This window comes from Pantoea sp. SOD02 (assembly GCF_024707505.1).
GTDB classification, from domain to species: domain Bacteria; phylum Pseudomonadota; class Gammaproteobacteria; order Enterobacterales; family Enterobacteriaceae; genus Pantoea; species Pantoea symbiotica.
Window position 1 is genome coordinate 3,509,530 of record NZ_CP102604.1, and the last position, 26,683, is coordinate 3,536,212.

General features: G+C 53.1%; 22 protein-coding genes. 12 read left to right on the plus strand and 10 right to left on the minus strand.

Annotation, left to right across the window (positions count from 1 at the left end; translation table 11 throughout):
* Nucleotides 1-13 precede the first annotated feature (13 nt).
* A complete protein-coding gene (locus tag NR302_RS16160) occupies nucleotides 14-2,335 on the plus strand; it encodes an Ig-like domain-containing protein (protein WP_258143938.1) in 2,322 nt (773 codons plus the stop codon).
* Nucleotides 2,336-2,389: 54 nt separating this feature from the next.
* Here NR302_RS16160 and exbD read toward each other — a convergent pair whose 3' ends face one another.
* Nucleotides 2,390-2,812 carry a TonB system transport protein ExbD gene (gene exbD, locus NR302_RS16165; protein WP_258143939.1) on the minus strand — a complete coding sequence of 141 codons (423 nt, stop codon included), beginning with the start codon at nucleotides 2,810-2,812 and terminating at the stop codon, nucleotides 2,390-2,392.
* 5 nt (nucleotides 2,813-2,817) lie between these two features.
* Nucleotides 2,818-3,546: a tol-pal system-associated acyl-CoA thioesterase gene (gene exbB / locus NR302_RS16170; protein WP_071531643.1), complete on the minus strand. Its 729-nt coding sequence runs from the start codon at nucleotides 3,544-3,546 to the stop codon at nucleotides 2,818-2,820.
* Nucleotides 3,547-3,806: 260 nt separating this feature from the next.
* Between exbB and metC the strand changes: the two genes are divergently transcribed.
* Both metC and NR302_RS16180 read left to right on the plus strand, forming a co-directional pair.
* A complete protein-coding gene (gene metC / locus NR302_RS16175; protein WP_061720573.1) occupies nucleotides 3,807-4,997 on the plus strand; it encodes a cystathionine beta-lyase in 1,191 nt (396 codons plus the stop codon).
* Nucleotides 4,998-5,095: 98 nt separating this feature from the next.
* A complete protein-coding gene (locus NR302_RS16180) occupies nucleotides 5,096-5,758 on the plus strand; it encodes a DedA family protein (protein ID WP_061720572.1) in 663 nt (220 codons plus the stop codon).
* Nucleotides 5,759-5,761: 3 nt separating this feature from the next.
* Here the strand turns inward: NR302_RS16180 and NR302_RS16185 are convergent, their stop codons facing one another.
* Entirely contained in the window at nucleotides 5,762-6,670 is a 909-nt protein-coding gene (locus NR302_RS16185) for an AraC family transcriptional regulator (RefSeq protein WP_258143940.1), read from the minus strand.
* Between the two features lie 205 nt (nucleotides 6,671-6,875).
* Between NR302_RS16185 and dkgA the strand changes: the two genes are divergently transcribed.
* Nucleotides 6,876-7,703: a 2,5-didehydrogluconate reductase DkgA gene (gene dkgA, locus NR302_RS16190; protein WP_061720570.1), complete on the plus strand. Its 828-nt coding sequence runs from the start codon at nucleotides 6,876-6,878 to the stop codon at nucleotides 7,701-7,703.
* Nucleotides 7,704-7,765: 62 nt separating this feature from the next.
* Here dkgA and ftsP read toward each other — a convergent pair whose 3' ends face one another.
* The 3 genes from ftsP to parC form a co-directional block, all read right to left on the minus strand.
* Nucleotides 7,766-9,193 (minus strand): cell division protein FtsP, encoded by a 1,428-nt coding sequence (gene ftsP / locus NR302_RS16195; RefSeq protein WP_154155114.1) that lies wholly within the window; start codon nucleotides 9,191-9,193, stop codon nucleotides 7,766-7,768.
* Nucleotides 9,194-9,312: 119 nt separating this feature from the next.
* On the minus strand, nucleotides 9,313-10,050 hold the full coding sequence (locus NR302_RS16200; RefSeq protein WP_061720484.1) for a 1-acylglycerol-3-phosphate O-acyltransferase: 738 nt from the start codon (nucleotides 10,048-10,050) through the stop codon (nucleotides 9,313-9,315).
* Between the two features lie 41 nt (nucleotides 10,051-10,091).
* Entirely contained in the window at nucleotides 10,092-12,362 is a 2,271-nt protein-coding gene (parC, locus tag NR302_RS16205; RefSeq protein ID WP_008103365.1) for a DNA topoisomerase IV subunit A, read from the minus strand.
* 407 nt (nucleotides 12,363-12,769) lie between these two features.
* Between parC and NR302_RS16210 the strand changes: the two genes are divergently transcribed.
* From NR302_RS16210 to NR302_RS16235, 6 genes are all read left to right on the plus strand, one after another.
* Entirely contained in the window at nucleotides 12,770-14,332 is a 1,563-nt protein-coding gene (locus tag NR302_RS16210; RefSeq protein ID WP_258143941.1) for a transcription antiterminator, read from the plus strand.
* A 17-nt stretch (nucleotides 14,333-14,349) separates the two neighbouring features.
* The gene (locus tag NR302_RS16215) at nucleotides 14,350-14,820 is read left to right on the plus strand and encodes a PTS sugar transporter subunit IIA (protein ID WP_008103369.1); all 471 of its coding nucleotides are present in this window, start codon (nucleotides 14,350-14,352) and stop codon (nucleotides 14,818-14,820) included.
* 24 nt (nucleotides 14,821-14,844) lie between these two features.
* Nucleotides 14,845-15,159 (plus strand): PTS fructose transporter subunit IIB, encoded by a 315-nt coding sequence (locus NR302_RS16220; protein ID WP_008103372.1) that lies wholly within the window; start codon nucleotides 14,845-14,847, stop codon nucleotides 15,157-15,159.
* Nucleotides 15,160-15,170: 11 nt separating this feature from the next.
* On the plus strand, nucleotides 15,171-16,262 hold the full coding sequence (locus tag NR302_RS16225; protein WP_258143942.1) for a PTS fructose transporter subunit IIC: 1,092 nt from the start codon (nucleotides 15,171-15,173) through the stop codon (nucleotides 16,260-16,262).
* A gap of 9 nt (nucleotides 16,263-16,271) precedes the next feature.
* Entirely contained in the window at nucleotides 16,272-17,123 is an 852-nt protein-coding gene (locus NR302_RS16230) for a class II fructose-bisphosphate aldolase (RefSeq protein WP_258143943.1), read from the plus strand.
* A 128-nt stretch (nucleotides 17,124-17,251) separates the two neighbouring features.
* Entirely contained in the window at nucleotides 17,252-18,115 is an 864-nt protein-coding gene (locus NR302_RS16235; RefSeq protein ID WP_154155099.1) for a ketose-bisphosphate aldolase, read from the plus strand.
* A 61-nt stretch (nucleotides 18,116-18,176) separates the two neighbouring features.
* On the opposite strand, the gene NR302_RS16240 is transcribed toward NR302_RS16235, so the two are convergent.
* Complete coding sequence (locus NR302_RS16240; protein ID WP_258143944.1) at nucleotides 18,177-18,938, minus strand: transporter substrate-binding domain-containing protein; 762 nt, start codon at nucleotides 18,936-18,938, stop codon at nucleotides 18,177-18,179.
* Between the two features lie 161 nt (nucleotides 18,939-19,099).
* Here NR302_RS16240 and NR302_RS16245 point away from each other — a divergent pair, with 161 nt between their 5' ends.
* Together NR302_RS16245 and NR302_RS16250 are read left to right on the plus strand one after the other, a co-directional pair.
* The gene (locus NR302_RS16245) at nucleotides 19,100-19,678 is read left to right on the plus strand and encodes an NAD(P)H-dependent oxidoreductase (RefSeq protein WP_258143945.1); all 579 of its coding nucleotides are present in this window, start codon (nucleotides 19,100-19,102) and stop codon (nucleotides 19,676-19,678) included.
* A 31-nt stretch (nucleotides 19,679-19,709) separates the two neighbouring features.
* Entirely contained in the window at nucleotides 19,710-20,018 is a 309-nt protein-coding gene (locus tag NR302_RS16250; protein ID WP_008103384.1) for a putative quinol monooxygenase, read from the plus strand.
* 85 nt (nucleotides 20,019-20,103) lie between these two features.
* Here the strand turns inward: NR302_RS16250 and NR302_RS16255 are convergent, their stop codons facing one another.
* From NR302_RS16255 to NR302_RS16265, 3 genes are all read right to left on the minus strand, one after another.
* Complete coding sequence (locus tag NR302_RS16255; RefSeq protein ID WP_258143946.1) at nucleotides 20,104-23,253, minus strand: Ig-like domain-containing protein; 3,150 nt, start codon at nucleotides 23,251-23,253, stop codon at nucleotides 20,104-20,106.
* A 205-nt stretch (nucleotides 23,254-23,458) separates the two neighbouring features.
* Entirely contained in the window at nucleotides 23,459-24,337 is an 879-nt protein-coding gene (locus tag NR302_RS16260; RefSeq protein WP_258143947.1) for an OmpA family protein, read from the minus strand.
* Between the two features lie 53 nt (nucleotides 24,338-24,390).
* Nucleotides 24,391-26,571 (minus strand): Ig-like domain-containing protein, encoded by a 2,181-nt coding sequence (locus NR302_RS16265; RefSeq protein WP_258143948.1) that lies wholly within the window; start codon nucleotides 26,569-26,571, stop codon nucleotides 24,391-24,393.
* Nucleotides 26,572-26,683 lie beyond the last annotated feature (112 nt).

A 26,683-nucleotide genomic window follows, 5' to 3' on the forward strand; every position in this document is an offset into this window, starting at 1 on the left:
GTGGAGAATATTTATGCCAACACCCCTCAGCCCTAATCCCCTCTCAGGTACTAATGCAACTCGCGCCAGTACGCCTAATCATTCAGCACCAAGGGTTCCCGCGACCATCAGCTATGCGCAGGACGATGTGGGCACCGTACAGGGTAAGCTGGCCTCCGGCGCAAGCACCGATGACTTCGCTCCGATGATTGTCGGAAAGGCTGAACCCAACAGCATCGTCTATCTTTATGCGCAGAATAACCACGGCGGTATCGGTTATAAAGGCAGCGTCATTGCAGATGCCAATGGCGACTGGTCGATTCAGTCACGCTCGATGATCAGTGGTGACGGTCTTTACAGTTTCCACGCGACCTACGTCAACAGCATCGCCGATTACCGCCCGGACTTTGTCCTCAATTTGCAGGCGCTGAAAGACATTCAGCCGGTGATTGATTTCGCGCGAGATGACAGCGGCGCGAACACCGGCCAGGTTTATCATCGCGGCACGACCGATGACAAAACGCCGGTGCTGGAAGGCAAAGGTGCGCCGGGCAGCATGGTAGAAGTGGAAATCAAACTCAGCAACGGCAGCTGGCAAAGCGTTGGGCGCGTACCTGTTGATGAGCAAGGCAACTGGCAGCTGAGTGCGATTGAGCTCAGCAATTACGGCGAATGGAGCTTCCGTGCACGTGGTGTCGCCGGTGAGCAAACCAGCGCCTGGAGCGAGAGCTTTCAGTTGGTGATGATCCCGGCGATACCGCTGGTTCCAACCATCAACTTTGCCAGCGACGATGTCGGCCTGGTGCAGGATCCGGTCTATCAAAACGGTACCACCGACGATGCCACGCCAACGCTGCAAGGCGCGGGAACGCCCGGTCAGGTGATTGAAATTGTGTTTGGCCTGCAGGGCGAAAGCCTGCGCAGCAGCGGCAGCGTTATGGTCGGCGAGGATGGCAAATGGAGCTTCACGTCGCCAGAACTTCATCAGCCAGGCGTCTGGGAATATCAGGCGCGCGCCTCTAACGGTGAGATGAAAAGCGACTGGAGCGACACATTCCTGCTCAACCTGGTGAGTGAAGACTTTGCCGGTTCTGAGCTGGACGTTGATGACGCGCCGCGGATCCCCGCCACCATCAGCTATGCCATTGATGATGTGGGCACCGTACAGGGCAAGCTGGCCTCCGGCGCAAGCACCGATGACTTTGCTCCGATGATTGTCGGAAAGGCTGAACCTAACAGCATCGTCTATCTGTATGCGCAGAACAACCACGGCGGTATCGGTTATAAAGGCAGCGTCATTGCAGATGCCAATGGCGACTGGTCGATTCAGTCACGCTCGATGATCAGTGGTAATGGCCTTTACAGTTTCCACGCGACCTACGTCAATAGCATCGCCGATTACCGCCCGGACTTTGTCCTCAATATGCAGGCGCTGAAAGACATCCAGCCGGTGATTGATTTCGCGCGTGATGACAGCGGCGCGAACACCGGCCAGGTTTATCATCGCGGCACCACCGATGACAAAACCCCGGTGCTGGAGGGCAAAGGTGCGCCGGGCAGCATGGTAGAAGTGGAATTCAAACTCAGCAACGGCAGCTGGCAAAGCGTCGGCCGCGTTCCGGTTGATGAGCAGGGCAACTGGCAGTTGAGTTCGATTGAGCTCAGCAATTATGGCGAATGGAGCTTCCGTGCGCGTGGTGTCGCCGGCGAGCAAACCAGCGCCTGGAGCGAGAGCTTCCAGTTGGTGATGATCCCGGCCATACCGCTGGTTCCAACCATCAATTTTGCCAGCGACGATGTCGGCCTGGTGCAGGATCCGGTCTATCACAACGGTACCACCGACGATGCCACACCAACGCTACAAGGTGCGGGAACGCCAGGCCAGGTGATTGAAATTGTGTTTGGCCTGCAGGGCGAAAGCCTGCGCAGCAGCGGCAGCGTGGTAGTCGGCGAGGATGGCAAATGGAGCTTCACGTCGCCAGAGCTTCATCAGCCGGGCATCTGGGAATATCAGGCGCGCGCCTCTAACGGTGAGATGAAAAGCGACTGGAGCGACACCTTCAGCCTCAACCTGGCTGAGGATGTACAGACCGACAGTATCGAGCTGAATGAGAGCAGCAACCTGGCATTGCAACATCTGTTGCTCGACGAAAGCGAAGGTTTCTTTGTGGTTGAGGAGGTTCAAAGTCTGACACCCGCAACTATAGAGCTGGAGGATATCCTGCCGGCAGGCACTGCAATTAGCGATTGGCTGCAGCAAACCGGCAACGTGACAACTGTCGGCGCGCACTATCAGGTTTACGCTCAAGACAGTAACGAGTTGCTGAAGGAAGAGATTACATCTCAAGCCTACTAGGGTTCGATAGGCCATAAAAAGGGTCGCCATAAATGGCGCCCCTACAAAACGATATTATTTTTTGACCGTTTCCATGCCCATCAGGCCAATCTTCAGATAACCGGCTTCACGCAGCTGATCCATCACTTCCATCAGGGTGGCGTAATCAACCGATTTATCCGCCTGGAAGAAGATGGTGGTGTCTTTCTTGCCTTCGGTTTGTGCCGTCAGCGCATTCACCAGCGTCTCTTTGGTGACCGCATCGTTACCGATGAAGATCTGCTTATCTTCCTTGATGGAGAGATAAACCGGCTTTTCCGGACGCAGCTGCGGCGCGCTGGTCGATGCTGGCAGATTTACGCGCACATCGACGGTGGCTAATGGCGCGGCGACCATAAAGATGATCAGCAGAACTAACATGACGTCGATAAACGGCGTCACGTTGATTTCGTGCATTTCACCATCGCCGACCGAGTCATCGTTTAAACGCATCGCCATAATACTTATCCTACGCGCAGTTTCTGTGCCGCCGCTGGACGGTTGGCTTCTTTCGCGGTATCGACGTTGCCGAGATCCAGGTCGCGGCTCTGCAGCAGCATGACCTGCGCGGCGACATCGCCCAGCGACGCTTTGTAGCTGGCAATCATACGTGCGAAGACGTTGTAGATAACCACAGCTGGGATTGCTGCAACCAGACCAATCGCGGTGGCCAGCAGCGCTTCAGCGATGCCCGGCGCAACCACGGCGAGGTTGGTGGTTTGCGTTTTGGCAATACCGATGAAGCTGTTCATGATGCCCCATACGGTACCAAACAGACCGATAAACGGCGCAACGGAACCGATGGTAGCAAGGAAGCCATTACCGCGACCGGCATGACGGCTGAATGCGGCCACACGGCGATCGAGACGGAAGCTGGTACGCTCTTTAATGCCATCCAGATCTTCGGTGCCGGCAGACAGCTCCAGCTCATTCTGCGCATCGTTAAGCAGCACAGCGCTGTGGCTGTTGGCTTTGAAGGTTTCAGCAGCACGGTAAGCATCGTTTAACGAGCGGGCTTCGCCCAGCGCTTGCTGCTCGCGTTTCAGGCGACGTTTCGCCCCGCTCAGCTCAGCAAACTTACCGAAGAAAATTGCCCAGGTGACAACGGAAGCCAGTAACAGGCCAATCATCACAATCTTTACCACGATATCGGCATGCTGATACATGCCCCAAACGGAGAGATCCGTTTGCATCAAATCACTGGCTACCACGCTGCATCTCCAACTTCTGTTGCACAGTTCACGATTGAAGCGCGGATCATAGCAAAAAAAACGACCGAAGTGATAGTGGTTCTCATTACTATTTACAAAGCAAAGAGGCCAGCAATTTCCACAATTTAGCTGATGTTATGCGCAATACTGGCCTCACTCTGATAATCCGCAATCAGGCTCAACCCACTACGCTGATTCGTGGTAACGTGGATGTTTTGTGGGAAATGTCAGGAAAGGCAGTGATGGCAACGAAGAAAATAGACACCACGCTTGTCAGCGCGGGACGCAGTAAACGTTACACTCAAGGCTCAGTTAACAGCGTAATTCAACGCGCTTCATCCCTGGTTTTTGACACGGTCGCCGACAAGAAACGTGCTACCGCCGGTCGCGCTTCAGGCGAGCTGTTTTATGGCCGTCGCGGCACCCTCACCCATTTCTCGCTGCAAGACGCCATGACCGAGCTGGAAGGCGGCGCAGGTTGCGCGCTTTATCCGTGCGGTGCGGCGGCGGTCTCTAATGCCATTTTGTCCTTTGTCGAAGCCGGCGACCATATTCTGGTCAGCGGCGCGGTCTATGAACCGACGCAGGATTTCTGCTCGAAAATTCTCAGTAAGCTGAACGTCACCACCACCTATTTCGACCACTGCATCGGCAGCGAAATTGGCGAGCTGGTGCAGCCGAATACGCGCGTGGTGTTCCTGGAATCCCCGGCGTCAATCACCATGGAAGTGCAGGATATTCCGGCGATTGTTGCCGCCGTGCGCGCCAAAGCGCCGGATGCGATCATCATGATCGATAATACCTGGGCGGCGGGCGTGCTATTTAACGCGCTGGAGCATGGCATCGATATTTCGATTCAGGCCGGCACCAAATACATCATTGGTCACAGCGATGCGATGATTGGCACTGCGGTAGCGAATGAACGTTGCTGGCCGCAGCTGCGCGAGAACTCCTATTTGATGGGCCAGATGGTCGATGCCGATACTGCCTATATGGCGAGCCGCGGCATTCGTACGCTGGGCACGCGTTTGCGTCAGCATGAAGAGAGCGGATTGCAGGTGGCCGAATGGCTGGCAACGCAGCCGGAAGTGGCGCGCGTGAATCATCCGGCGCTGGCGCAGTGTAAAGGCCACGAATTCTGGCAGCGTGATTTCAGCGGCAGCAGCGGTTTGTTCTCCTTCATCCTGCATGAAAAACTGAGTCGTGAGCAGTTGGCGAATTACCTCGATCACTTCCACCATTTCAGCATGGCGTATTCGTGGGGCGGCTATGAATCACTGATTCTGGCAAATCAGCCTGAAGAGCTGGCGGCAATTCGTCCGGCGGGCGGCGTGGATTTTGACGGCACTTTGGTGCGTCTGCATATCGGCCTCGAACATGTCGACGACTTGCTTGATGACCTTAAAGCCGGTTTTGCACGTTTAAGAAGTTAAACAGAAGATAAACCACGCTGTGGCGGCGATGAGAGATCAACGTATACGATGCCACAGAAGGTTAAAATTAGACTCCTTGTGACTCGATGGAATAGCTGATGGGTGTTTTACATGAGATTGTCCAGGCACTTTGGCATCAGGATTTTGCCGCGCTAGGCAATCCGGATGTCGTTTGGATTGTTTACGGCGTGATGTTTTTAACGCTGTTTCTGGAAAACGGTTTGCTGCCCGCGTCATTCCTGCCGGGCGATAGTCTGCTATTACTAGCGGGCGCGATGGTCGCCAAAGGTGTGATGGATTTCGTGCCGACGATTGTGATTTTGACCACGGCGGCCAGTCTCGGCTGCTGGCTCAGCTATCTGCAAGGGCGCTGGCTCGGCAACACCAAACTGGTGAAAAGCTGGTTACTGCATCTGCCCGCGCAATATCATCAGCGCGCGTGGAATATGTTTAACCGCCACGGTTTGATGGCGCTGCTGGTTGGGCGCTTCCTCGCTTTTGTACGCACCTTGCTGCCCACCATGGCCGGCATTTCCGGTTTGAACAATGGCCGCTTCCAGCTGTTTAACTGGTTGAGCGGCTTATTGTGGGTTGGGATTGTGGTGACGCTGGGCTACGGCATCAGCCATGTGCCCTTTATTAAACGGCACGAAGATCAGGTGATGGCGATCCTGATGATTCTGCCGATCGCGCTGCTGTTTATCGGCCTCGCCGGCAGCATTGTGGTGATCTGGAAAAAACGCCGCCAGAAAGTCTCCTGATTACTACGCGGCGTCAAACGGTAAGGTTTGACGCACGCGGCTCGCCTCTTCTCCCGGCGTCACGCCGAAATAGCGCTTAAACTCTCGCGAAAACTGCGACGGACTTTCATAACCGACGCGCACCGCCGCCGCGCTGGCTTTCATGCCATCCTGCAGCATCATCAGGCGCGCCTGATGCAGGCGATAGCGCTTGAGGTATTGCAGCGGCGAGGTTTGCGTCACCGCTTTGAAGTTGTGATGAAATGCCGAAACGCTCATGTTCACTTCGGCGGCCAGCATGTCGACGCTCAGGCTTTCCGCAAAGTGACTTTCGATGCGACGCAGCGCGCGCGCAATCTGGCTGAACTGCGTCTGCCGATTGACCAGCGACAGCAGCGCGCCGCCAATCGGTCCGGTTAAGACGTAGTAGATAATCTCGCGCACCAGCTGCGGACCGAGCACGCGGGCGTCGCGCGGATTGTTCATCACATCCAGCAAGCGTTCGGCCGCACACAGCATCTCTTCGCTCATAAACGCCGAATGGATGCCGGAGGTTTGCGCCTGCGGCTGGAACTGCTCGTCATCGCCGATATCCATCAGCAAATCCTGCAGGCTGGCGACATCCACGCTCAAACACATGCCGGCCAGCGGCTCCGTCAGCGTGGCTTCGGTTTCACACTCCACCGGCAGCGGCACGGTGAGCATCAGATATTTGGTGGCGTCGTAGTGAAAAACCGTGCTGCCGAGATAACCGGTTTTACGCCCCTGAAACAGAATCACAATGCCGGGTTGATACATCATCGGCGTACGTGGCAAGGTTTCGCAGGCGTAGATCAGCTTGACGTTTTCTACCGCGCACAGCGGCTTATGCAGGTCACTCATCAGCGCAACTACGCGCTGCGCCAGCTGGCGACAAAGGGCGTCGTTTGGCATGCATCTCTCTCGGGCAGCAAAAAAGTCAGTTTGCCGTAAGGCTGTGCAAAGCTCCACCATTCTGGAGAATCAGGCAAGATTCTTGCAGAAATCCATCAGGCAAAAGTGCCGTCCGCTTGCCACAATGATCCTGAGGTGAGGTTTGTTGACTAGACTTAAGCACATCTTTTCTACGGTAAGTCACTGCAACAGATAAGGAGCAACTATGGCAGAGCAACCCATTATTAAATTGCGCGACGGCAACATGATGCCGCAGCTTGGCCTCGGCGTGTGGCAAGCGAGCATTGAGGATGCGCGTAACGCCATCCTGGAAGCGTTGAAAGTCGGCTATCGCTCCATCGATACCGCCGCTATCTATAAAAATGAGGAAGCGGTTGGGCAAGCGCTGCAAGAGACCGACGTGCCGCGCGAAGATATTTTTATCACTACCAAGCTGTGGAATGACGATCAAACCAACTGGCAGCAGGCGATGGAAACCAGCCTGAAGAAGTTGCAGCTGGAGCAGGTGGATTTGTATCTGATGCACTGGCCGTGCCCGGAAAAAGATAACTACGTTGAAGCCTGGAAAGGCTTGATTGAGCTGCAGCAACAGGGCTTAACCAAGAGCATCGGCGTATGTAACTTCCACGAGGCGCACCTGAAGCGTTTGATCGATGAAACCGGTGTGTCGCCGGTGGTGAACCAGATTGAGCTGCATCCGATGCTGCAACAGCGCACGTTGCATGCGTGGAATGCGCTGCACCAGATTCAAACCGAATCCTGGAGCCCGCTGGCGCAAGGCGGCAAAGGCGTGTTCGATCAGGAAATTATCCGTGAGCTGGCGAAGAAGTACGGCAAGACGCCGGCACAAATCGTGATCCGCTGGCATCTGGATAGCGGCCTGGTGGTGATTCCGAAATCGATTACTCCGGAACGTATTCGTGAGAATTTCCAGGTATTTGATTTTAGGTTGGATAAAACTGAAGTGAGTGAGATCAGTAAGCTGGATAGCGGTAACCGTTTGGGGCCGGATCCGGAGGCTTTTAACGGGTAGTAATGTGAAAAGGTCGCCATGAATGGCGACCCTACGGTGCGCGGTTATGCGCACCGTTTTTATTAAGAGACCGAATTCACCAACAACTGCCCCGCCGTGCCGCGATCCGCCATCTCTAACGTCTGGCTGTAATAGACAAACGGGAAGTGATCCGATGAACTCTGCGGGAAGCTCACCAGCAACTCCACGCTGCCATCCACCCACACGGTATCTTTCCAGCCGCGATCTTCACCCATCGGCTGCGCACCGTTGACGTTCTTAATCAGGAACATCACGCCCTGAATATGCAGCGATTGTGGGCGATCGGCGTGGATAATCCAGCGCTCAAAGGTGCCCTGCTGCACGGTGGTATCGATGCGGTTCATGTCCCACAGCACGCCATTAATGCCCGGCTCGCTGTCGCCAATGCGGAATTCACGCGTACGTGTCGCTACGCCATCGAGAATCTGATCCGCCAGCAAACGCATCGGCAGATTGTCAGTTACCAGCGGCAACAAACCGGTTGGGCGTAGGCTCAGCACCAACGTATTGGTCAGAATCGATGACGGTTCAAACAGCCCGCGCAGACGATCCATCAAACCCGCCGCCGTTCCGGCCGTAATCGAGACTTCATCGCCCTGCGACATATCCACCAGCACTTCGCGACGCTCGCCGGGTGCCAGCGTTAGCAGCTGCACCGCCACCGGCGCAGGCAGGAAGCCCTGATCGCTGGCGATCACCGTAAAGGGACGATTATCGGAGAAGCTGAGATCGAAGCGACGCGCGTTCGAGCCGTTCAGCAAACGCAAACGCACCCAGCCGCGTGACACTTCGACATAGGGATTTTGCACGCCGTTTACCAGCAGCACGTCGCCGATAAAACCGCCGCTGGATGGCGGGTTATAAACCGGCGTGGCGAAGTTATCGAGGCGCTTGTCCTGAATAATCAGCGGGAAATCATCGACGCCATAATGCTTCGGCAGCGGCAGCGATTTACTGACGTCATCTTCCACCAGCCACATACCAGCGAGCCCGTTGTAGACGTGCGGTGCCATGCGGTTTGGCGTGTTGGCGTGATACCACAATGTGCCCGCGCCCTGACGAATCGGCAGCACCGGCGCCCAGTCAGCTCCCGCCGACATCATGCGCGGCGCACCGCCCATTAACGCGCCCGGCACCTGCAAACCGCTGACGGTCATCGATACCGGTTCGTTGAGGCGGTTGCTGTAGATCAGCTTCACATCGTCGCCGCTGTAAACGCGCACCGTTGGGCCGAGATACATGCCGTTAAAGCCCCACACCGGCACTTTATTGCTGTTGCCGCTGAACGACCAATGGCTGCGCTGCAAGGTGAGAAACAGCGGCTGACCGCGACGGGATTCAATCAGCGGTGGAATAGGAAGTGGCGTATCGCCCAATGGCGCGGCGGCGCGGGCGGCGAAAGGCATAGCACCGGAAGCCAGTGCGACACCGGCAGAAAGCTGAATAAACTGACGTCTGCTGCAAGACATAAAACTTCAGACCTTTTGAGCGTGGCGTGAGGACGCCGTGTCCATGTTGTTCTAATTAATTATTAGTTGCTGTGTGGCTTGAGAACGGGGCAGATGATCACCTGCCCCATTTTGGCTGGTCAGAGTTTACCGCTTTTTTCGCGTTCGGCGACTTCGGCGTTCAATTCTTCCAGTTTAGTCGACATTAATTCACGGCAGTGCGTGGCGAGCTTGCGCACCGAGGTGGTAGCGAACTGCGAGGTATCAACCGGCGGCAACATCTCGACAATCACCAGGCCGTTGTTCCAGCGGTTCAGCTTGATCTTGTCGTGGGTGTTAGAAACCACGATCGGAATGATCGGCACACCAGCCGCAACCGCTGCATGAAACGCGCCGGTTTTGAACGGCAGCAGACCACGTCCGCGACTGCGCGTCCCTTCCGGGAACATCCAGAACGAGATGCGCTTTTTGTTGAACTGATCCACTAACTCACCGATGGTGCCGTGCGCTTTGGAGCGGTTATCGCGGTCAATCAGCAGGTTACCTGTCAGCCAGTAGAGCTGGCCAAAGAACGGAATCCACAGCAGGCTTTTCTTGCCCACGGTCACCGTGGTCGGCTGCACGATTTTCGCTGCCGTGATCATGTCGTAGTTGTTCTGGTGGTTAGCGATATAGATCGCGTTACCGTAATGCGCGGCTTCCGCCGGTTTACGCAGTTCCACCTTGAGACCAAATACCGTCGACAGACGACCAAGCATATGGCCGAACGTCGCAACATGACGCGGGTTACGCGGTGAAAACAGACACCAGATACTGCCGAAGATGCAAACCAGAATCGAATAAACAATAACAATAATTGCTCGTAAAATTAGTAACATAGATTCCTCAAATTGGGCATTCCATCGCCTGAATAACAGCGTTACTCTTCACTCGCGTCGGCTTTCGGACGCGCTGGTGCATTCACTTCTACGCTATCGATACGTTGCAGGCCACGCGCCACGCTGCCGCGACGACCGCGATCGGCACGCACTTTCTGCAGATCTTCATCACGCATGATCAGCTTACGTTTACCGACATACACGGTGATCGACGCGCCTGGCGGCAGAATCAGCAACCATTGTAGTTTGTCGGTGCCCGCAGCGGCTTCCGCTGAAGGAATCGAGATGATCTTATTGCCTTTGCCTTTCGACATCTGCGGCAGGTCACCAACCGGGAACATCAACATGCGTCCGGCTTGGGTAATCGCCAGCAGCATATCATCGCCTGAGTGCACCGCCATTGGCGTCATCACTTTGGCATTTTCCGGCAGCGTCAGCAGCGCTTTACCGGCACGGTTGCGCGACACCAGATCGGCAAAGGTACAGATGAAGCCGTAACCAGCGTCAGAGGCCATCAACAGCTTCTGATCGTCGGGTTCCATCAGCACCTGTTCAATCACCGCGCCCGGCGGTGGCGTCAGTTTGCCGGTGAGCGGTTCGCCCTGCCCGCGCGCAGACGGCAATGACGTCGGATCCAGCGTGTAACTGCGTCCGGTGGAGTCGATAAAGGCCACCGGCTGATTGCTCTTACCGCGTGCGGCGGCCAGATAGCTGTCGCCCGCTTTGTAGCTCAGGCCCGCCGGATCGATATCGTGACCTTTGGCGCTGCGCACCCAACCCATCTGCGACAGCACGATGGTTACCGGCTCGGCGCTCACCAGCTCAGTTTCGCTCAGCGCTTTGGCTTCTTCGCGCTCGCGCAGAGGCGAACGGCGATCGTCGCCGTAGGTTTGGCTATCAGCCAGCAGCTCTTTCTTCAGCAGATTGCTCATCTTGCGTTCGGACGCCAGAATCGCCTGCAGTTGATCGCGCTCTTTTTCCAGATCCGCTTGCTCACCGCGAATCTTCATCTCTTCCAGTTTGGCGAGATGACGCAATTTCAGTTCGAGAATCGCTTCGGCCTGGGTTTCGCTGATGTCAAAGCGCGACATCAACACCGGCTTCGGCTCATCCTCGGTACGGATGATGTGGATCACTTCATCAATATTGAGGAACGCCACCAGCATACCTTCAAGGATATGCAGACGACGCAGCACGCGGTCTAAACGATAGTTGAGGCGGCGCGTCACGGTATCGCGACGATACACCAGCCACTCAGAAAGGATTTCCAGCAGGTTTTTCACCGCCGGACGGTTATCCAGTCCGATCATGTTCAGGTTAACGCGGTAGCTTTTTTCCAGATCGGTGGTGGCAAACAGATGATTCATCACCTGCTCGAGATCCACACGATTGGAGCGCGGCACAATCACTAAACGCGTTGGATTTTCGTGGTTGGACTCATCACGCAGATCTTCCACCATCGGCAGCTTTTTATTGCGCATCTGGTTAGCAATCTGCTCCAGCACGCGTGCGCCCGAAACCTGATGCGGCAGCGCGGTGATCACCACATCGCCATCTTCCTTTTTCCACACCGCGCGCTGGCGAATCGAACCACGTCCGCTTTCATAAATCTTACGGATTTCGTTGCGTGGCGTGATGATTTCCGCTTCGGTCGGGTAATCCGGACCTTGCACAATATCTAGCAGCTCATGCAGCGTGGTGTTCGGGTTGTCGATCAGCTTGACCGCCGCTTCCGCCACTTCGCGCAGGTTATGCGGCGGAATGTCCGTCGCCATGCCCACGGCGATGCCGGTGGTACCGTTCAGCAGAATGTTGGGTAGGCGCGCCGGCAACATCTTCGGCTCCTGCATGGTGCCGTCGAAGTTCGGGATGTAGTCGGACGTGCCCTGACCGAGCTCGCCCAGCAGGATTTCAGCGTATTTCGACAGGCGCGATTCGGTGTAACGCATCGCGGCGAAGGATTTGGGATCGTCCGGTGCACCCCAGTTTCCCTGGCCATCCACCAGCGGATAGCGGTAGGAGAACGGCTGCGCCATCAACACCATCGCTTCATAACAGGCGCTGTCGCCGTGCGGATGGTATTTACCCAGCACGTCACCGACGGTACGCGCCGATTTTTTGAATTTGGCATTGGAATTGAGGCCCAATTCCGACATGGCATACACAATACGGCGCTGCACTGGCTTGAGGCCATCGCCGATGTACGGCAGCGCGCGGTCCATGATCACGTACATGGAGTAGTTCAGGTACGCGTTTTCCGTAAACGTGTGCAGGGCAAGACGCTCTGCACCATCCTGCGTCAATTCGCTCATTCAGCTCGCATCCTCACTTCGTGGCCCGCAACGGCGGGACATCCGGCGGTCATTTGGCGAGGATATTACCTTATTCGTGCGGTTTAGTCACAGAGAAGCCCGTTCAGCAAACAGAAACGGCTTACATTTAATAACGTGATATTGGTTGAAAAATTAAAACGGAATGGGAGCCCTGTCACAGTGAATATCGCTAATAATATGTGAGCAACTTCGCAATTAATATCACGATGCGTTTAGCGTATTAATAGTGTCCGCAAGCTGGGACAACATTTAGTATTGTTGCTTACTGATTCCTCTCCTAAATTCATACTCCACAAGCACCACATTTTTGCGCTTCTGATTTCTGGCATGGAATAAATATAAACATCAATTAGCCATAAACGTTTTGCCAAAATAAGGGTGACCGAATGCAAATACTGACTTCGCGACAACACCGATTAGTAAAATTGCTGCTGCATCATGCCGCACCGCAGCCGATTAAAGCGTTAGCGACACAGCTTGGCGTGTCGGAGAAAACCATTCAGCGCGATTTACAGTGGCTGGAGAGCTGGCTGAGCGACTGGTCGCTGCAGCTGGAAAAAATGCCGGGACGCGGCGTGCGCCTGCGAGTGGACGATCTGCAACAGCGTCTGCAGCTAGAGCAGCAGCTTAACGGTGACGAAAGCAGCTCGGATGCGCTGAGCCACAACAGCCGACGGGTGAAGATTGCTTCGCAGCTATTGAGTGATGCACCACGCGCGACCTCAATCAGCAAATTGTCAGAGCGCTACTTTATCAGCCATGCGTCGATCGTGAATGACCTGAAAGTGATTGAAGAGTGGCTGCTGCCATTGGGTTTGGTACTGCAGCGCGGCCCCGGCGGCACGCACATTGAAGGCAATGAGCAGACGCTGCGCCAGGCGATGGTGTCGCTGATTAATGATGTGATGCAGCAGAACGTCGCCGGCACGCCGCTGCTACCGAGGCTCGATCCCGGCAGCCAGCAGGCCCTGGTGCACTATTTTGGCGATGAGGATGTGGCTTTTGTGCAGGCGCTGCTGCAACAGATGGAGCAGCAGCTGAGTTATCCGCTGGGCGATGCGTGGTACCTCAATCTCTGCACACATATTCTGATCATGATGCATCGCATGGCGCAAGGTAACGCGTTGGCGCTGGAAACGCTGACCAGCGCGCAGGATCTCGACCAGCGTATTCTCAACATTGCCCAGCAAATGGTGGTCCAGATTGAACAGCGCATGTGCTGCGCATTGCCAGCCGATGAAGTGGGTTTTATTTATCAATATATTGTCTCGTCCGGCATTGTGGTGGAAGAGCGTGGCGATAATGCGCCGCTGCATAATCAATTTTCCACCGCTGAATCGGTAAAAATAACCTGTGAATTAATCGATCGTTTCGCGTCATTTATTCAGCAGGACTTATCACAGGACCGATTATTATTTGAAGGGTTATTAGTCCATATAAAACCATTATTAAATCGACTCAAATATCACATTCATATTCGCAATCCGCTGCTGGAAGATATTCAGCAGGAGATGAAGGAAATATTTTCGTTAACTCAACAGGCGATGCAATTAACCGCGCGCAGCCAGGGACTTTCATCCGTCGCGGATGACGAAATAGGTTATCTGTGCGTGCATTTCCAGGCGGCGCTGGAGCGACAAATTGCCCACAAACGCATTCTGGTGGTGTGTTCAAGCGGCGTGGGGACTTCGCATCTGCTGAAAAGTCGCATTCTGCGCGCCTTCCCGGATTGGGCGATTGTCGGCGTGGTTTCCGCCAGCAATCACGCGGAGTTTTGCCAGCGAGAAACGGTGGATTTGGTGATTACCACTATTCACCTCAATGCCGGATCGGTTCCGGCGGTGTATGTCAGTGCCTTTTTTAACGATGACGATATTCGGCGGGTGACAGACGCCATGATTGGCAGCCAGCTGCCCGACGGCGCCTCCTGCGCTTTGGCTGAACATTAATTGAATGAGGATTGATCATGGATATTTCGCGCATTCTGACGCCACGCCGCGTTAACCTGGCGCTGACCGCCACCACCAAAGAACAAGCGATTAATGAACTGACCGATTTGCTCTACCACGACGGCGCCATCAGCGACCGCGCCGCCTTTATCGAAGACGTCTGGCTACGGGAAGCCGAAGGTTCCACCGGCTTCGAAAATCACATTGCCATTCCGCACGGTAAATCCGCCGCGGTGAAACAAACCACGCTCGCCATCGGCCGCACCCAGCACGACATTCCATGGGAAACGCTCGATGGCAGCCAGGTGCGCTGCATCATCCTGTTCGCGGTGCGACTGGAAGATCAGAACACCACTCATATTCGCCTGTTGTCGCAGGTGGCCAGTGCGCTGGCCGATGATGAGGTGATAGCCCAACTGCTGGTAGAAAACGATGCCAGCAATATCATCCGGCTGTTTAGTCAGTACGCCGAAACCGACCTCTGTTAACACCCTAACTCTCTGAGGTGACACATGAATATCGTCTGTGTAGCGGCCTGCACGGCAGGCATCGCGCATACCTATATTGCGCGCGAAAAACTGATTAAAGGGGCCCACGCGTTGGGCCACACCATCCACGTTGAAACCCAGGGCACCATCGGCACCGAAACGGCGCTGACGCAGGAAGACATCGCCGCAGCTGACGTGGTGATCCTCGCCGTTGACGTGAAGATAAAAGGTGAGGAGCGCTTTCAGGGCAAACCCATTGTGCGAGTGAAAACCGAAGTGGTGATCAAATCACCGGTGAAATTCCTCGAAAAAGTGGCGGATTCACTGGCGCGCGCCTGAGGAGATCCATCATGAGTGACAACAAACGTCAGTACGGCCAGGAGATCAAAGGGCATCTGCTCACCGGGATCTCGTGGATGATCCCGCTGATCGTCGCCGCCGGGATCTGCATCGCGCTCGGCCAGGTGATTGGCGGGCCGGATGTCGGCAAACAAACCGGCACTATCGCCTGGATGCTCAACCAGATCGGCGGCTGGGGCATGGGCTTGATCGTGCCGCTGATCAGTGCGGCGATCGCCTACTCAATTTCCGATCGTCCCGGCTTCGCACCTGGCCTGATCGTCGGTTTTATCTGCGGGCAGATCGGTACCGGCTTTATCGGCGGCATCTTCGGTGGCTTTCTGGTCGGTTACACGGTGTTGCTGCTGCGCCGCACCATTAAGTTACCGAAATCGATGCAGGGTTTGATGCCGATTATGGTGCTGCCGGTGCTGAGCACCATCATCGCCGGGCTGCTAATGATGACCTTTATCGGCCAGCCGATTGTCTGGCTGCAGAAGGCGCTGATTGCCCTGCTGGAATCGATGCAGGGCGGCTCAAAGTTTGTGATGGGCGCGATTCTCGGCGCGATGGCCACCTTCGATTTCGGCGGTCCGGTGAATAAAACCATGTCGCTGTTCGCCGACGGCATGCTGGTTGACGGGATTTACGGGCCGGAAGCGGTGAAGTTTGTCGGCTCAATGATTCCGCCGTTCGGCATCACGCTCTCTTATCTGCTGAGCCGCAACAAATACACCAAAGCGGAAAAAGAGGCGCTGAAAGCCGCCTTCCCGATGGGCATCTGCATGATTACCGAAGGGGTGATTCCGATTGCGGCGCGCGACCTGTTCCGTGTGGTCGGCAGCTGCGTGGTGGCCTCCGCCATCGCCGGTGGACTGATTATGGTGTGGGGCGTCGGCGCACCGGTGCCGCATGGCGGCATGTTTGTGGTGCCACTGTTCACCAAACCCTGGCTGTTCTGTCTGGCGCTCGGCATTGGCACCACGGTGTGCGGCGTGATGCTGTCGGTACTGAAAAAGCCAGTTACGCAGGCGGATGAAGAGTTCGATGACGTGGAGGCCCCTGGCGTCCGCGATGAAGAGATCAAATTCACTCTGGAATAAGGAGCCACCATGTTTGCCATGATGAACGACCTGATTCAGGCCGCCGCCCAACAGCGTTATGCGGTGCTGGCAATCAACTGCTTCAACCTGGAAACCGCGCGCGCCGCCATTCAGGCCGCCGAACAGCAGCGCGCCCCGCTGATCCTCAATGTGTATCAGGGACACAGCGCGCACTTCCCGCCCGCTGTCGCGGTGCCGTTAGTGCGAACGCTGGCTGATGCCGCCAGCGTGCCGGTGGCGCTGGCACTCGATCACGGCAAAGCCTTTCCGCTGATTGGTCAGGCGTTTCGCGCCGGTTTTACCGGCTTAATGATCGACGCTTCGTCTGAGCCGCTCGCCGAGAACATTCGCCAGACCGCCGCCGTAGTGAAAATGGCGCATACCGCCGGTGTGTGCGTCGAAGGCGAGCTGGGGCATATCGCCGATGCACCAACCTACGAGCTGACTGATGCCTCGGTGAAGATGACGCAGGTGGCCGATGTGCTGCCGTTTATCGAACAGACCAATATCGATCTGCTGGCGATCTCGGTTGGCACTGCGCACGGGCTCTATCCAGCTGGCGTGAAGCCGAAGATTGATTTTCAACGAGTTCAGGAGCTGCATGCGGTGTCCACGCGACCGTTGGCGCTGCATGGCGGATCGGGCACACCGGCCAAGGATATTCGCCGCGTCAGCGAGTTTGGTGTCGCCAAGATCAACGTCGGCGCTGCGGTGTTTGATGCCGGGAAAATGGCGGTTGAGCAGGCCCTGAAGCAGCATCCGCATGCTGAACTGGCCGACTTGCTTGGGCTGATGGAATCCGCCTGCCGTGAAGTGGTAGTCGAGTATCTGAGCTGGTCGGGATCGGCGGGCAAGGTTTAAGTGCGGCGTTAATTGGTGGTCGCCATGAATGGCGACCCTACAAAGCATTGTCAATTTCACATTCATATCCACTATCGGGTCGGCGCGTGCGTCGGCTCCAGTAAAACTCACGCTGAGGAAATATTAACATGTTGATTTCAATGAAAGAGATGTTGGCACCGACTCGTGAACACCGTTACGCGATTGGCGCATTTAACGTGGCGGACAGCTGCTTTATCCGCGCGGTAGTTGAAGAAGCCGAGGCCACCAATACGCCGGCGATCATCTCCATCCACCCGAGCGAACTGGAATTTGTCACCGATGAGTTCTTTGGCTACGTGCGCGAACGCACCCTAAAAAGCAAAGTGCCGTTCACCATTCACCTCGATCACGGCGCGTCTATCGCTCAGGTGCTGCGAGCCATTCAGTGCGGCTTTACTTCGGTGATGATCGATGGCTCGCTGCTGCCTTATGAAGAGAACGTGGCGCTGACCAAAGAAGTGGTGAAGCTGGCGCACGCGGTGGGCGTTTCAGTGGAAGGGGAACTCGGCACCATCGGCGATACCGGCACTTCAGTGGAAGGCGGTGTGAGTAAAGTGATCTACACCGAACCGGCGCAGGCTGAGGATTTCGTGCAGCGCACCGGCGTGGATACACTGGCGGTGGCGATTGGCACCGCGCACGGCATCTACCCGAAAAATATGAAGCCTGAGCTGCAGATGCATATCCTCAGAGACATTGCGCAGCGCACCACTATTCCGTTGGTGCTGCACGGCGGTTCAGCTAATCCGGATGCCGAGATCGCGGAAGCGGTAACGTTAGGCGTAGGGAAAATCAATATTTCCAGCGATATGAAGTTCGCCTATTTCGACAAGCTGCGTGAGATTCTGGCGCGCGAAACCTGGTGGGATCCGAACGTGATTTATCCGGATGCGATTGCTGCGGCGAAGTCAGTGATTCGTTACAAGATGAATCTGTTTGGTGGGCTGGGTAAGGCGAGTTTGTATCGCTGAGTTCTGCGGTAAGGTGCGCACTATTGCGCACCAGAAACACAGGTCGCCATGAATGGCGACCCTACTTAACGCCTAACCATTTCTTAGTAATCTGGGCGTATTCGCCGGTGGCGGTGCTGAGATGTAGCCACTGATCGACATACAGTTTCCAGCTCATATCATCGCGCGGGATCATGTAGGCCTTCTCGCCGTACTGCATCGGTTTATCCGGATTGATGGCGCACAGCGTTGGATAATGCTGCTGCTGGAACAGTGCTTCAGACGCATCGGTGATCATCACATCCGCTTTGTTATCCACCAACTGTTGAAAAATTCCGACGTTATCGGCCAGCTGCAGCGTTGCCTGCGGCAAGTGGCTGTGCACGAAGGCTTCATTGGTGCCGCCCGCCGGTTCAATCACCCGTACGCTGGCTTTATTGATCTGCTCAACCGTTTGGTATTTCGCTTTGTCACCGCAGCGTACCAGCGGGATTTTGCCATCGACGCCGAGCGGCTGCGCGAACCAGGCGATCTGCTGGCGCTTGAGCGTGACCGATACGCCGCCCAGTGCGATATCACACTGCTTCGCGACAAAATCATCACTCAGGGTTTTCCAGGTGGTTGGTACCCACTCGACTTTCGCGCCGAGGCTCGCCGCCAGCGATTGCGCCATGCTGATATCCAATCCTTCGTATTGGCCATCGCTGCGCAAATAGCTATAAGGCTTGTAATCGCCGGTGGTACAGACTTTTAAGGTCTTGCTTGCGCGGATGTCATCAAGATGGGATTGCGCCTGAGCAGCGCCAGTCACCAGAAGTAATACACTCAGTATCGCGGTTTTCATGGTTTCTTCTTTTTAGGGTTGATGTTGGTTTGCACGAGGATTGTTTCATAATCGTCCGCATTATTGCTTTATTAGCAAAAGTGTTGTGATCAATCACGCATTTTTCTCGCTCCTGCGCGCGCGTAGAGTGTGCGGCATCAACCAGAAACGGAGCGGATTAGATGAATTTTTTAATTATCGATGGCGGCAAAACCTTCGCCCATTCGAAAGGCGAGCTGAATCATACCTTAACTGACGTGGCTGCCAGCCAGCTGCGCGACCTTGGCCATCAAGTACAGGTGACTATCGCCGATAGCGATTACAACGTGACAGAAGAAGTGCAGAAGTATCTCGACAGCGATGTGGTGATTTATCAGATGCCGGGCTGGTGGATGGGCGAGCCGTGGACGGTGAAAAAATACATCGATGATGTCTTCACTGAAGGTCACGGTTCACTTTATGCCAGCGATGGTCGCACGCGTAGCGATGCCGGTAAAAAGTACGGTTCTGGCGGCCTGATTCAGGGCAAGAAATACATGTTGTCATTGACCTGGAACGCGCCGCTGGAAGCCTTTAACGATCCTGAGCAGTTCTTCGAAGGCGTGGGCGTGGATGGCTTATATCTGCACTTCCATAAAGCCAACCAGTTCCTCGGCATGGAAGGTTTGCCGACCTTTATCTGTAACGATGTGATTAAAATGCCGGACGTGCCGCGCGATATCGAACGTTATCGGACTCATCTCAGCCAGATCTTTGCTTAACTGTAAGCACCCAGGGAAAAAAGGAAGCGCTATGTTAACCGTCGTTGCAGAAATTTGTGTCAAACCGGGCCGCCGTCAGGTGGTGCTGGATGCGATTAATCAGCTGATTCCAACCGTGCTGGAAGAGGATGGCTGTCATCAATATGACGCATTAGTGGATCATCAGGCACAAGTGCCGTGGAAACAGAATTCACCCGATTCCATTTTTATGCTGGAACTGTGGGAATCACTGCGCCATCTGGAGCAGCATCAGCAGATGCCGCATATGGATGCGCATCGCGCGCTAATTAAAGATGAAGTAGTAGACGTGAAGATTCTGGTGCTGGAAGCGGCTAAATAAGTCGATTTCCTTTTTCGTTCAGCATGATGCATAAAAAAAGCCCCGATCTTGCGACCGGGGCTTTTGTTTAGCAGCTAATCAGGGATTAGTGCTGTTGTTCCTGCATCAGATGCTGTGGAACCATCACTTCAGCATCGCCACCGTTGTTCTGGTAAACGTTGTATTCAACGCCTGCCACGGTTACGGTGCCATTTGCCTGGCTCCAGTTGCTCACTTCTTCACCTTTCGGCAAGATGTCTTCCAGTTTCACCGCTTCGCCTTTATCAGCAACCAGCAACTGGGTTTTGCCGTTGTCGATGAACAGTGCTTCGTTACCCTGCGACAGAATGTCGTTCAGGGACATCTGCATCAAATCTTCATTCAGAGACATAACGCTGAAGAAATCGATGACTGGCGGTGGCGGCGGCGTGGTATCGATAACAATCGAGAAGGATGTATCGAGTGCCGTTTCATTACCCGCTGCATCACGGAAGCCGACATTAAACACGTACGGAATATCTGGATTTTCCGGGCTGTCTGGCAGCTCAGGAGTTAAGAAGCTCCACACACCATTGGTTACCACAGTACTACCAATCACATTGGTATGCGCTGCATCACCGTAAATTACTACGATGGTGCCGTTTACGCCTGTACCTTTCATGGTCAATGTGTTGTCATTTTCAAACGCAGCAGCTGGTCGTTCTCCGCCTTTATTATCAGAGAAGACGCCATCGAAGGTACCCACAGTTGGCGCAGTGGTATCAACGCTGAAGCTGATAGCATCGCTGATCGGGCCTTTAACGCCTGATGCGCTTTGCGGCTGAACGCTGATGTTATAGTTGCCTTCGGCAAGAGTAGGAACCTCGAAGCTGTATTCACCATTAGTAACAGTCACACGGCCGATTTCCACGCCATTTTGGAAAATGATGACCTGAGAACCGTTTTCACCGGTGCCACGTACGGTTGGCTTGGTGTCATCAGTCACATCGCCATCTTTGATCACATTCATATTCGGGCCGACGTCATCGTACAATTCAAAATCAGTCAGTGGCGCAGGCACTTTAGTATCAATGATCAGATCAATCGGATCCGATGGGCTTGAGGTGTTGCCAGCCGGATCGGTGATTTCCACAATCAGCTCGTAGCTACCGTCATCAATATCTTCGCCTGGCGTTACAGTCCAATCACCGTTTTCGTCAACGATACCGGTACCAATGACTTTCTTATCACCGTTCTCATCAATGATAACAATTTCAACGGTATCACCCGGACTAGCACCTTCACCACCGATAACTGGACGCTTGTCGTCAATCGGCGTGCCTGGGCTTACAGGACCCGGATTTTCACCTTGGTTATCTTCAATAGTTGGTACTGATGGTTTACCCGGCGGGGTAATATCTACTTTGATGATAATCGGGGTAGAACCTTCAGAGCGCTTATTTGAAACTGGATCTTCAACTTCTACCACCAGGCTGAGAGACTCCTCATCCTGTTCTTCAAGTTCGTATTCCCATTTGCCACCTACCACGACGGTGGAACCAACAACGTCGTCATTCACAATGATATATACGATATCACCATCGTTACCTGAGCCACGCAGTACTGGAGTAGTATCGTTGGTTGAATCACCATCCTTCAGAACACGTTCCTGATCACCATTGTTGGCAACCACTTCTTCAATCTGAATAGGTGGCAGAATGTTTGAATCAACGATCAGATTGAAGTTATCTGTTTTCTCAGAAACGGTGCCACCTAATGAGACGGAATCAACGCGCAGGTTGTGCACGCCATCTTCCAGATTCAGTTCGATGGTCCACTGACCACGGCGATCAGCCACAACGGATGCAATGATAGTGTCGCCATCCCAAATACGTACAATCGAACCAGAATCTGCGGTGCCTTTCAGCGTTGGTGTTTTATCATCAGTGGTATCTCCTGACTGCAAGAGTTCCTGAACACGACCTTCATTGTCTTCAACGGATTCCAGAGTCGGTTTGAATGGCGTGGAAGTATCCAGAATCAAGGTGAAGTTGTCAGATCTTGGGCTCTTAACCTTGAACTGATCCGTGTATTCTGCGCTGAACACATAGGTGCCATCTGCTGTTAAGGTCGGTGTGAAAGTCCAGCGACCATCATCACCCGCTACGACTGAACCGATTGGATCAGCACCGGTGTTGTAGATAAACACCAGACGTCCTGGCTGAGCAACGCCGCTCAGGCTTGGAGTATTATCATTGGTATATTGACCCAGGCTCAAATAATCTGTGCCGCCTACGTTGTCAACCACACGCATAATCTGAGGTGCATCAGGTGCCGAAGTATCAATAACAACAATAGTCTGGCGTGCATCGCCCCAGTTGCCTGCACGGTCCTGGGAACGCGTCTGGAAGGAGTACATACCATCAGCAAGTTCAGGTGATGTAAATGTCCATTCGCCTTTAGCATCTACGACATAAGTTGCTGACCAGTCGTTTATCACAACCTGAATAATTGAGCCTGGCTCTGCGCCTTTCTGTACTGTTCCTCCCAGAACGTTTGTATTACGGTAAGCGATGGGGGCACCTGCCGCCGCAAATGTTTCCAGGTCAGTTACATTGGCTGTCGGTGCAACTGCGCTTTCATTAACGTCAGAAACACCTTCATCAGCGGCAACAACTGCACCGCCTGAAATTGTCAGGTTGAAAGGTGCAGATTTAACGCTGGTATTTTTAGTGGCATCTTCAGAAACCACAGTCAGGCTATGTGTGCCATTGTCCAGTGTTGGGGTGATAGTCCATGCACCCATTTTGTCGGCTTTCACAGAACCGATTGCAGTGGTGCCCGCACCATCATAGAGATAAACAATCGAATGCGGCTCTGCTACACCTGACAGTACTGGTTTACGCTCATCAGTGGTAGCACCCGGATTCAGGTTACCTGTTTCGCTGCCAGTATTATCAACCACGCGCCAGATTTCTGGCTGTGCCGGTGGCGTTGAATCGACGTTGATAATGATGTTGAGCGGCACGCTGCGGTTACTGGCTTTATCAATCGTCACGAATTGCACCGTGTGCAGACCTTGCGCCCAGCCGTCTGGCGGAGTGAACGACCATTTGCCATCTTCACCAATGGAGGTGGTGTAGGTAATATCATCGATGATAATTTCATACTTACCACCGTTAGCACCTTGAGCTATTTTATCTATCCAGCTGAAATTGGTTGCCGTAGTATTAATTATTTGTGTTTCTTTTACAGTAGTAATGCTGTTGTTCGCCATGAGTGTATTCCTTTTCAATTAGGGAGTTTCAAGTCCGGATATCCCTCCGGAACGCATCCATTTTCTGTCAGTTAGCTGAATCCGTTACACAGGACACGTCTCAAAGAAACAGCATTAATAACGCTGCGAACTGGAATTAAAAGCCAAAAAAAATGGCTTCAGGAACATATCCTGAAGCCATGAGATAAAAATCAGCAAAAATGAGTTATTTATTTTCTACGCTAATAATTACGCGACGTTCACTGGCGTAGCAGGAAATCTGCTCTTTACGAGAACCCTGACAAACCGTTGAAACGCGACTTTCACCCATACTTTGAGAAAAAATATTGGCATCAGCAATACCATTATTAACTAATAGTTTCTTAATCGCATCCGCACGGCGCTGCCCTAATTTCATATTATTATTCTCTTCACCAATAGGATCGGTGAAGCCTGTAACAATAATGCGCGCTGCCATGTTGGATTTCGCTTGCAACGTCGTTACAAATTGATGAATAGCTGTACGGCCGTCTTGTGAAATATCATCACTGTTAGCACTACCAAAATTGAACAGTAAATCTGATGAGAATTCATAATTGTCATAAGACTGTGTGGTTCCTTGCTGGCAGGCTATCACTGCTGAAGCACGAGATAACAAGTGGCTTTGCTTTCGCGTACCCACCAGCTGCTGCTGTGCTTCAGCGGCACTACTGACCAACGGCCGCCCCGAATCATCCAGACTGGCACGAATGTAGTAGGTTTTACCTGCTGCGAGATTATCGCTCCACGGCTGCTGATGTTTTCCCTGATAGGTCGGTGCATCATTAGTAAAACTGCCCAATGAATGAATGCCGGGTTTTAAACAAAATACGCTATAACCGCCTGCTAGTAATGATGTCTGAAATTCACCATCAACATATATGTTGGCCGGTGAGGGGCCAGTTGCATCTACTGGGCGATAATAGACAACACGAACTTGATCTGATGAGGCTGAAGGCATGGTTCGCCAAGCCTGACCAAAATGATTGTTCGCCTGGGCGTTAAATATTGTCATCGCGGACAATGAAGCTAATGTAACGAAATTGAGAATAAATTTAGTAGTCATGATAATTCCAAAACAGGTGTCAAATGACACCTGCTTATATCCCTCGAGAAAAATTAATTATGTGATGACTGATTTAAATAATCATCGATAGCCGGAAAACTGTTAACGCTTTCGTTATTTTGCGTTAACAAACCGGTGGAGGATAATTTATTGACATCCGTAGTGAACGTGATGTCATTCAATAAAAAATCATGCAAATTATCTAATGAAACCGGCTCAACAGGTTCTGTTGTGAACAATGCGTCATTTTGATCTGAAAGTAATTCAGGCAGGTCTAACCCATTCAGGTCATAAGAGAAGAAATCAATGATCGGTTGTGGCGGTGGCATTGTATCAATTTCTAATTCAAACACCGAAGTTTTATCCGTTACGACACCATCGGCATCTTTGAATGCAGCTTCAATGTTATATTCATCATCAGGCAGCGCAGGTGTTTCAAAGCTCCATTTACCGTTGGCATCAACGACTGTTGAAAAATAGAAATTATGCGTTTTTCCTGTGAGCCACAGATATACGATATCCCCATTATTACCCGAACCTTCAATAATTGGCGTCGTATCGTTCACCGCGCCACCATTGCCAATCTCTGTTCTGAAACCTGCATCATTATTATCAATAATGACTTTATCGATTGTACCAGTGACCGGTACTTCCGGATTCGGGACAACTTCATCGCCCGGATCGACTGGTGCAAGTGGATCATCCACACCAATTGTCACCTTGTCAGATGCTGCAGATTCATTTCCAGCAGGATCAACTACGATGATCTGGAACTCATGTTCACCATTGCCAACAGATTTCTCCGGCGTGAAGCTCCATTCGCCTTTATCATCAACAATCGCTGTACCAATAACTTTACCATTATCAATGATTTTGATGATATCGCCTTTTTCGCCAGTACCAGTAAAGGTTGGTTTACTGTCTTCGGTCTCGCTACCAGCAGCGATTGGATTGCCTTCGCTATCTACTATCTGACCAATGCCTTTATTTTCCGGCGCTACTGTATCAACTTCAACAATCCATGCGTCAGACGGCAGAGATTTGTTACCAACTTGATCTACTACGACGATACTGAAATCGTGTTTACCATCTTCTAAAGTCGGGCTGGTGTAACTCCATTTACCTTCGCTATCCACTTTTACCGTGCCTTGCAGCTTGCCATCTTTCCAGATTTCAATGGTAGAGTTTGCTTCTGCGGTGCCGGAAAGCGTTGGTGTGCTGTCTTTAGTTACGCCGCCTTTAGTGATTTCTTTTGGCGGGTTCTCACTGTCATCAAACAATCCACCAATGGTTCCTTTTGCAGGTGCCGTCAAATCAACGACAAAGTCCCAGGGATCACTGTACTCGCCTACGACACCATTTTCGTTCCGCTCGCGTGTGATGATGCTATGGCTGCCTGCAGTAAACGCTTTGCCTGGCGTGAATGACCAGGTGCCATTTTCGCCGACGGTGGTTTCACCAATTTTGGTCGCACCATCCCAAATTTCGATGATATTACCTTTTGTACCCATGCCATTTAACGTTGGCGTGGTGTCATCAGTCCTGCCACCTTTAGCAATCAATCCCGTGATGCTGCCTACGTCATCATACAGCCCGTTTACCGTTGGGACTTTTACATCACGGCCGCCTGTATCACCACCGCCCTCACCACCATCGCCCCCCTTACCATTGTCACCGCCACCGCTGCTGTTGCCATTGCTGCTGTTTTTATCCTGGTATTGATCTTTTGCCGCCACATAACCAAGGCCCGCTGCAGCCGCGATTGCCGCTAAGCCACCCAACGCAATCAATGCTGGTGACCATTCAAAACCTGATGCCAGCGTAAAACCTGAATCGGTCTCAACGACACCTTCACCTAAAGCTAGTGCAGCAGTTTCGCCATCAGCAAGTGCAGCAGCATCGTGATCTGAACGGCCATCAGTCGCAACATATTCATGCATTTCGCCATCTTCGGCTTTACCCACCAATGAGCCTGACTTAGTGAAAAAGTCTTCAATGATCAGATCAGGCTGGCTGGCTGTGGAACCTTCCAGCATTACCAGCAAATTTTTGCCTACGCGCTTAACAGTAATATTTTCTGGCGCTACGCCATCATTACCTTGCGTGAGCATATATTTGCCATTGGTGATCGCTTGAATTTTTGCTGCTTTGCCGTTTTTATCAGCTCGCAGTACTTCCGCTTTAGTAATGGTTTTTTTATCAATAACCGCAACACTTACGGGCGAAACGTTCATGATTAATCCCTTCCGTCATTTAGATTTTGATTGCGCGATTGCGTACAAGCGCAGCAATCTCCCTGGCTCAACCCACCTCCGTGGGCTCAAAGTGAGCGACATAATCAGGAAA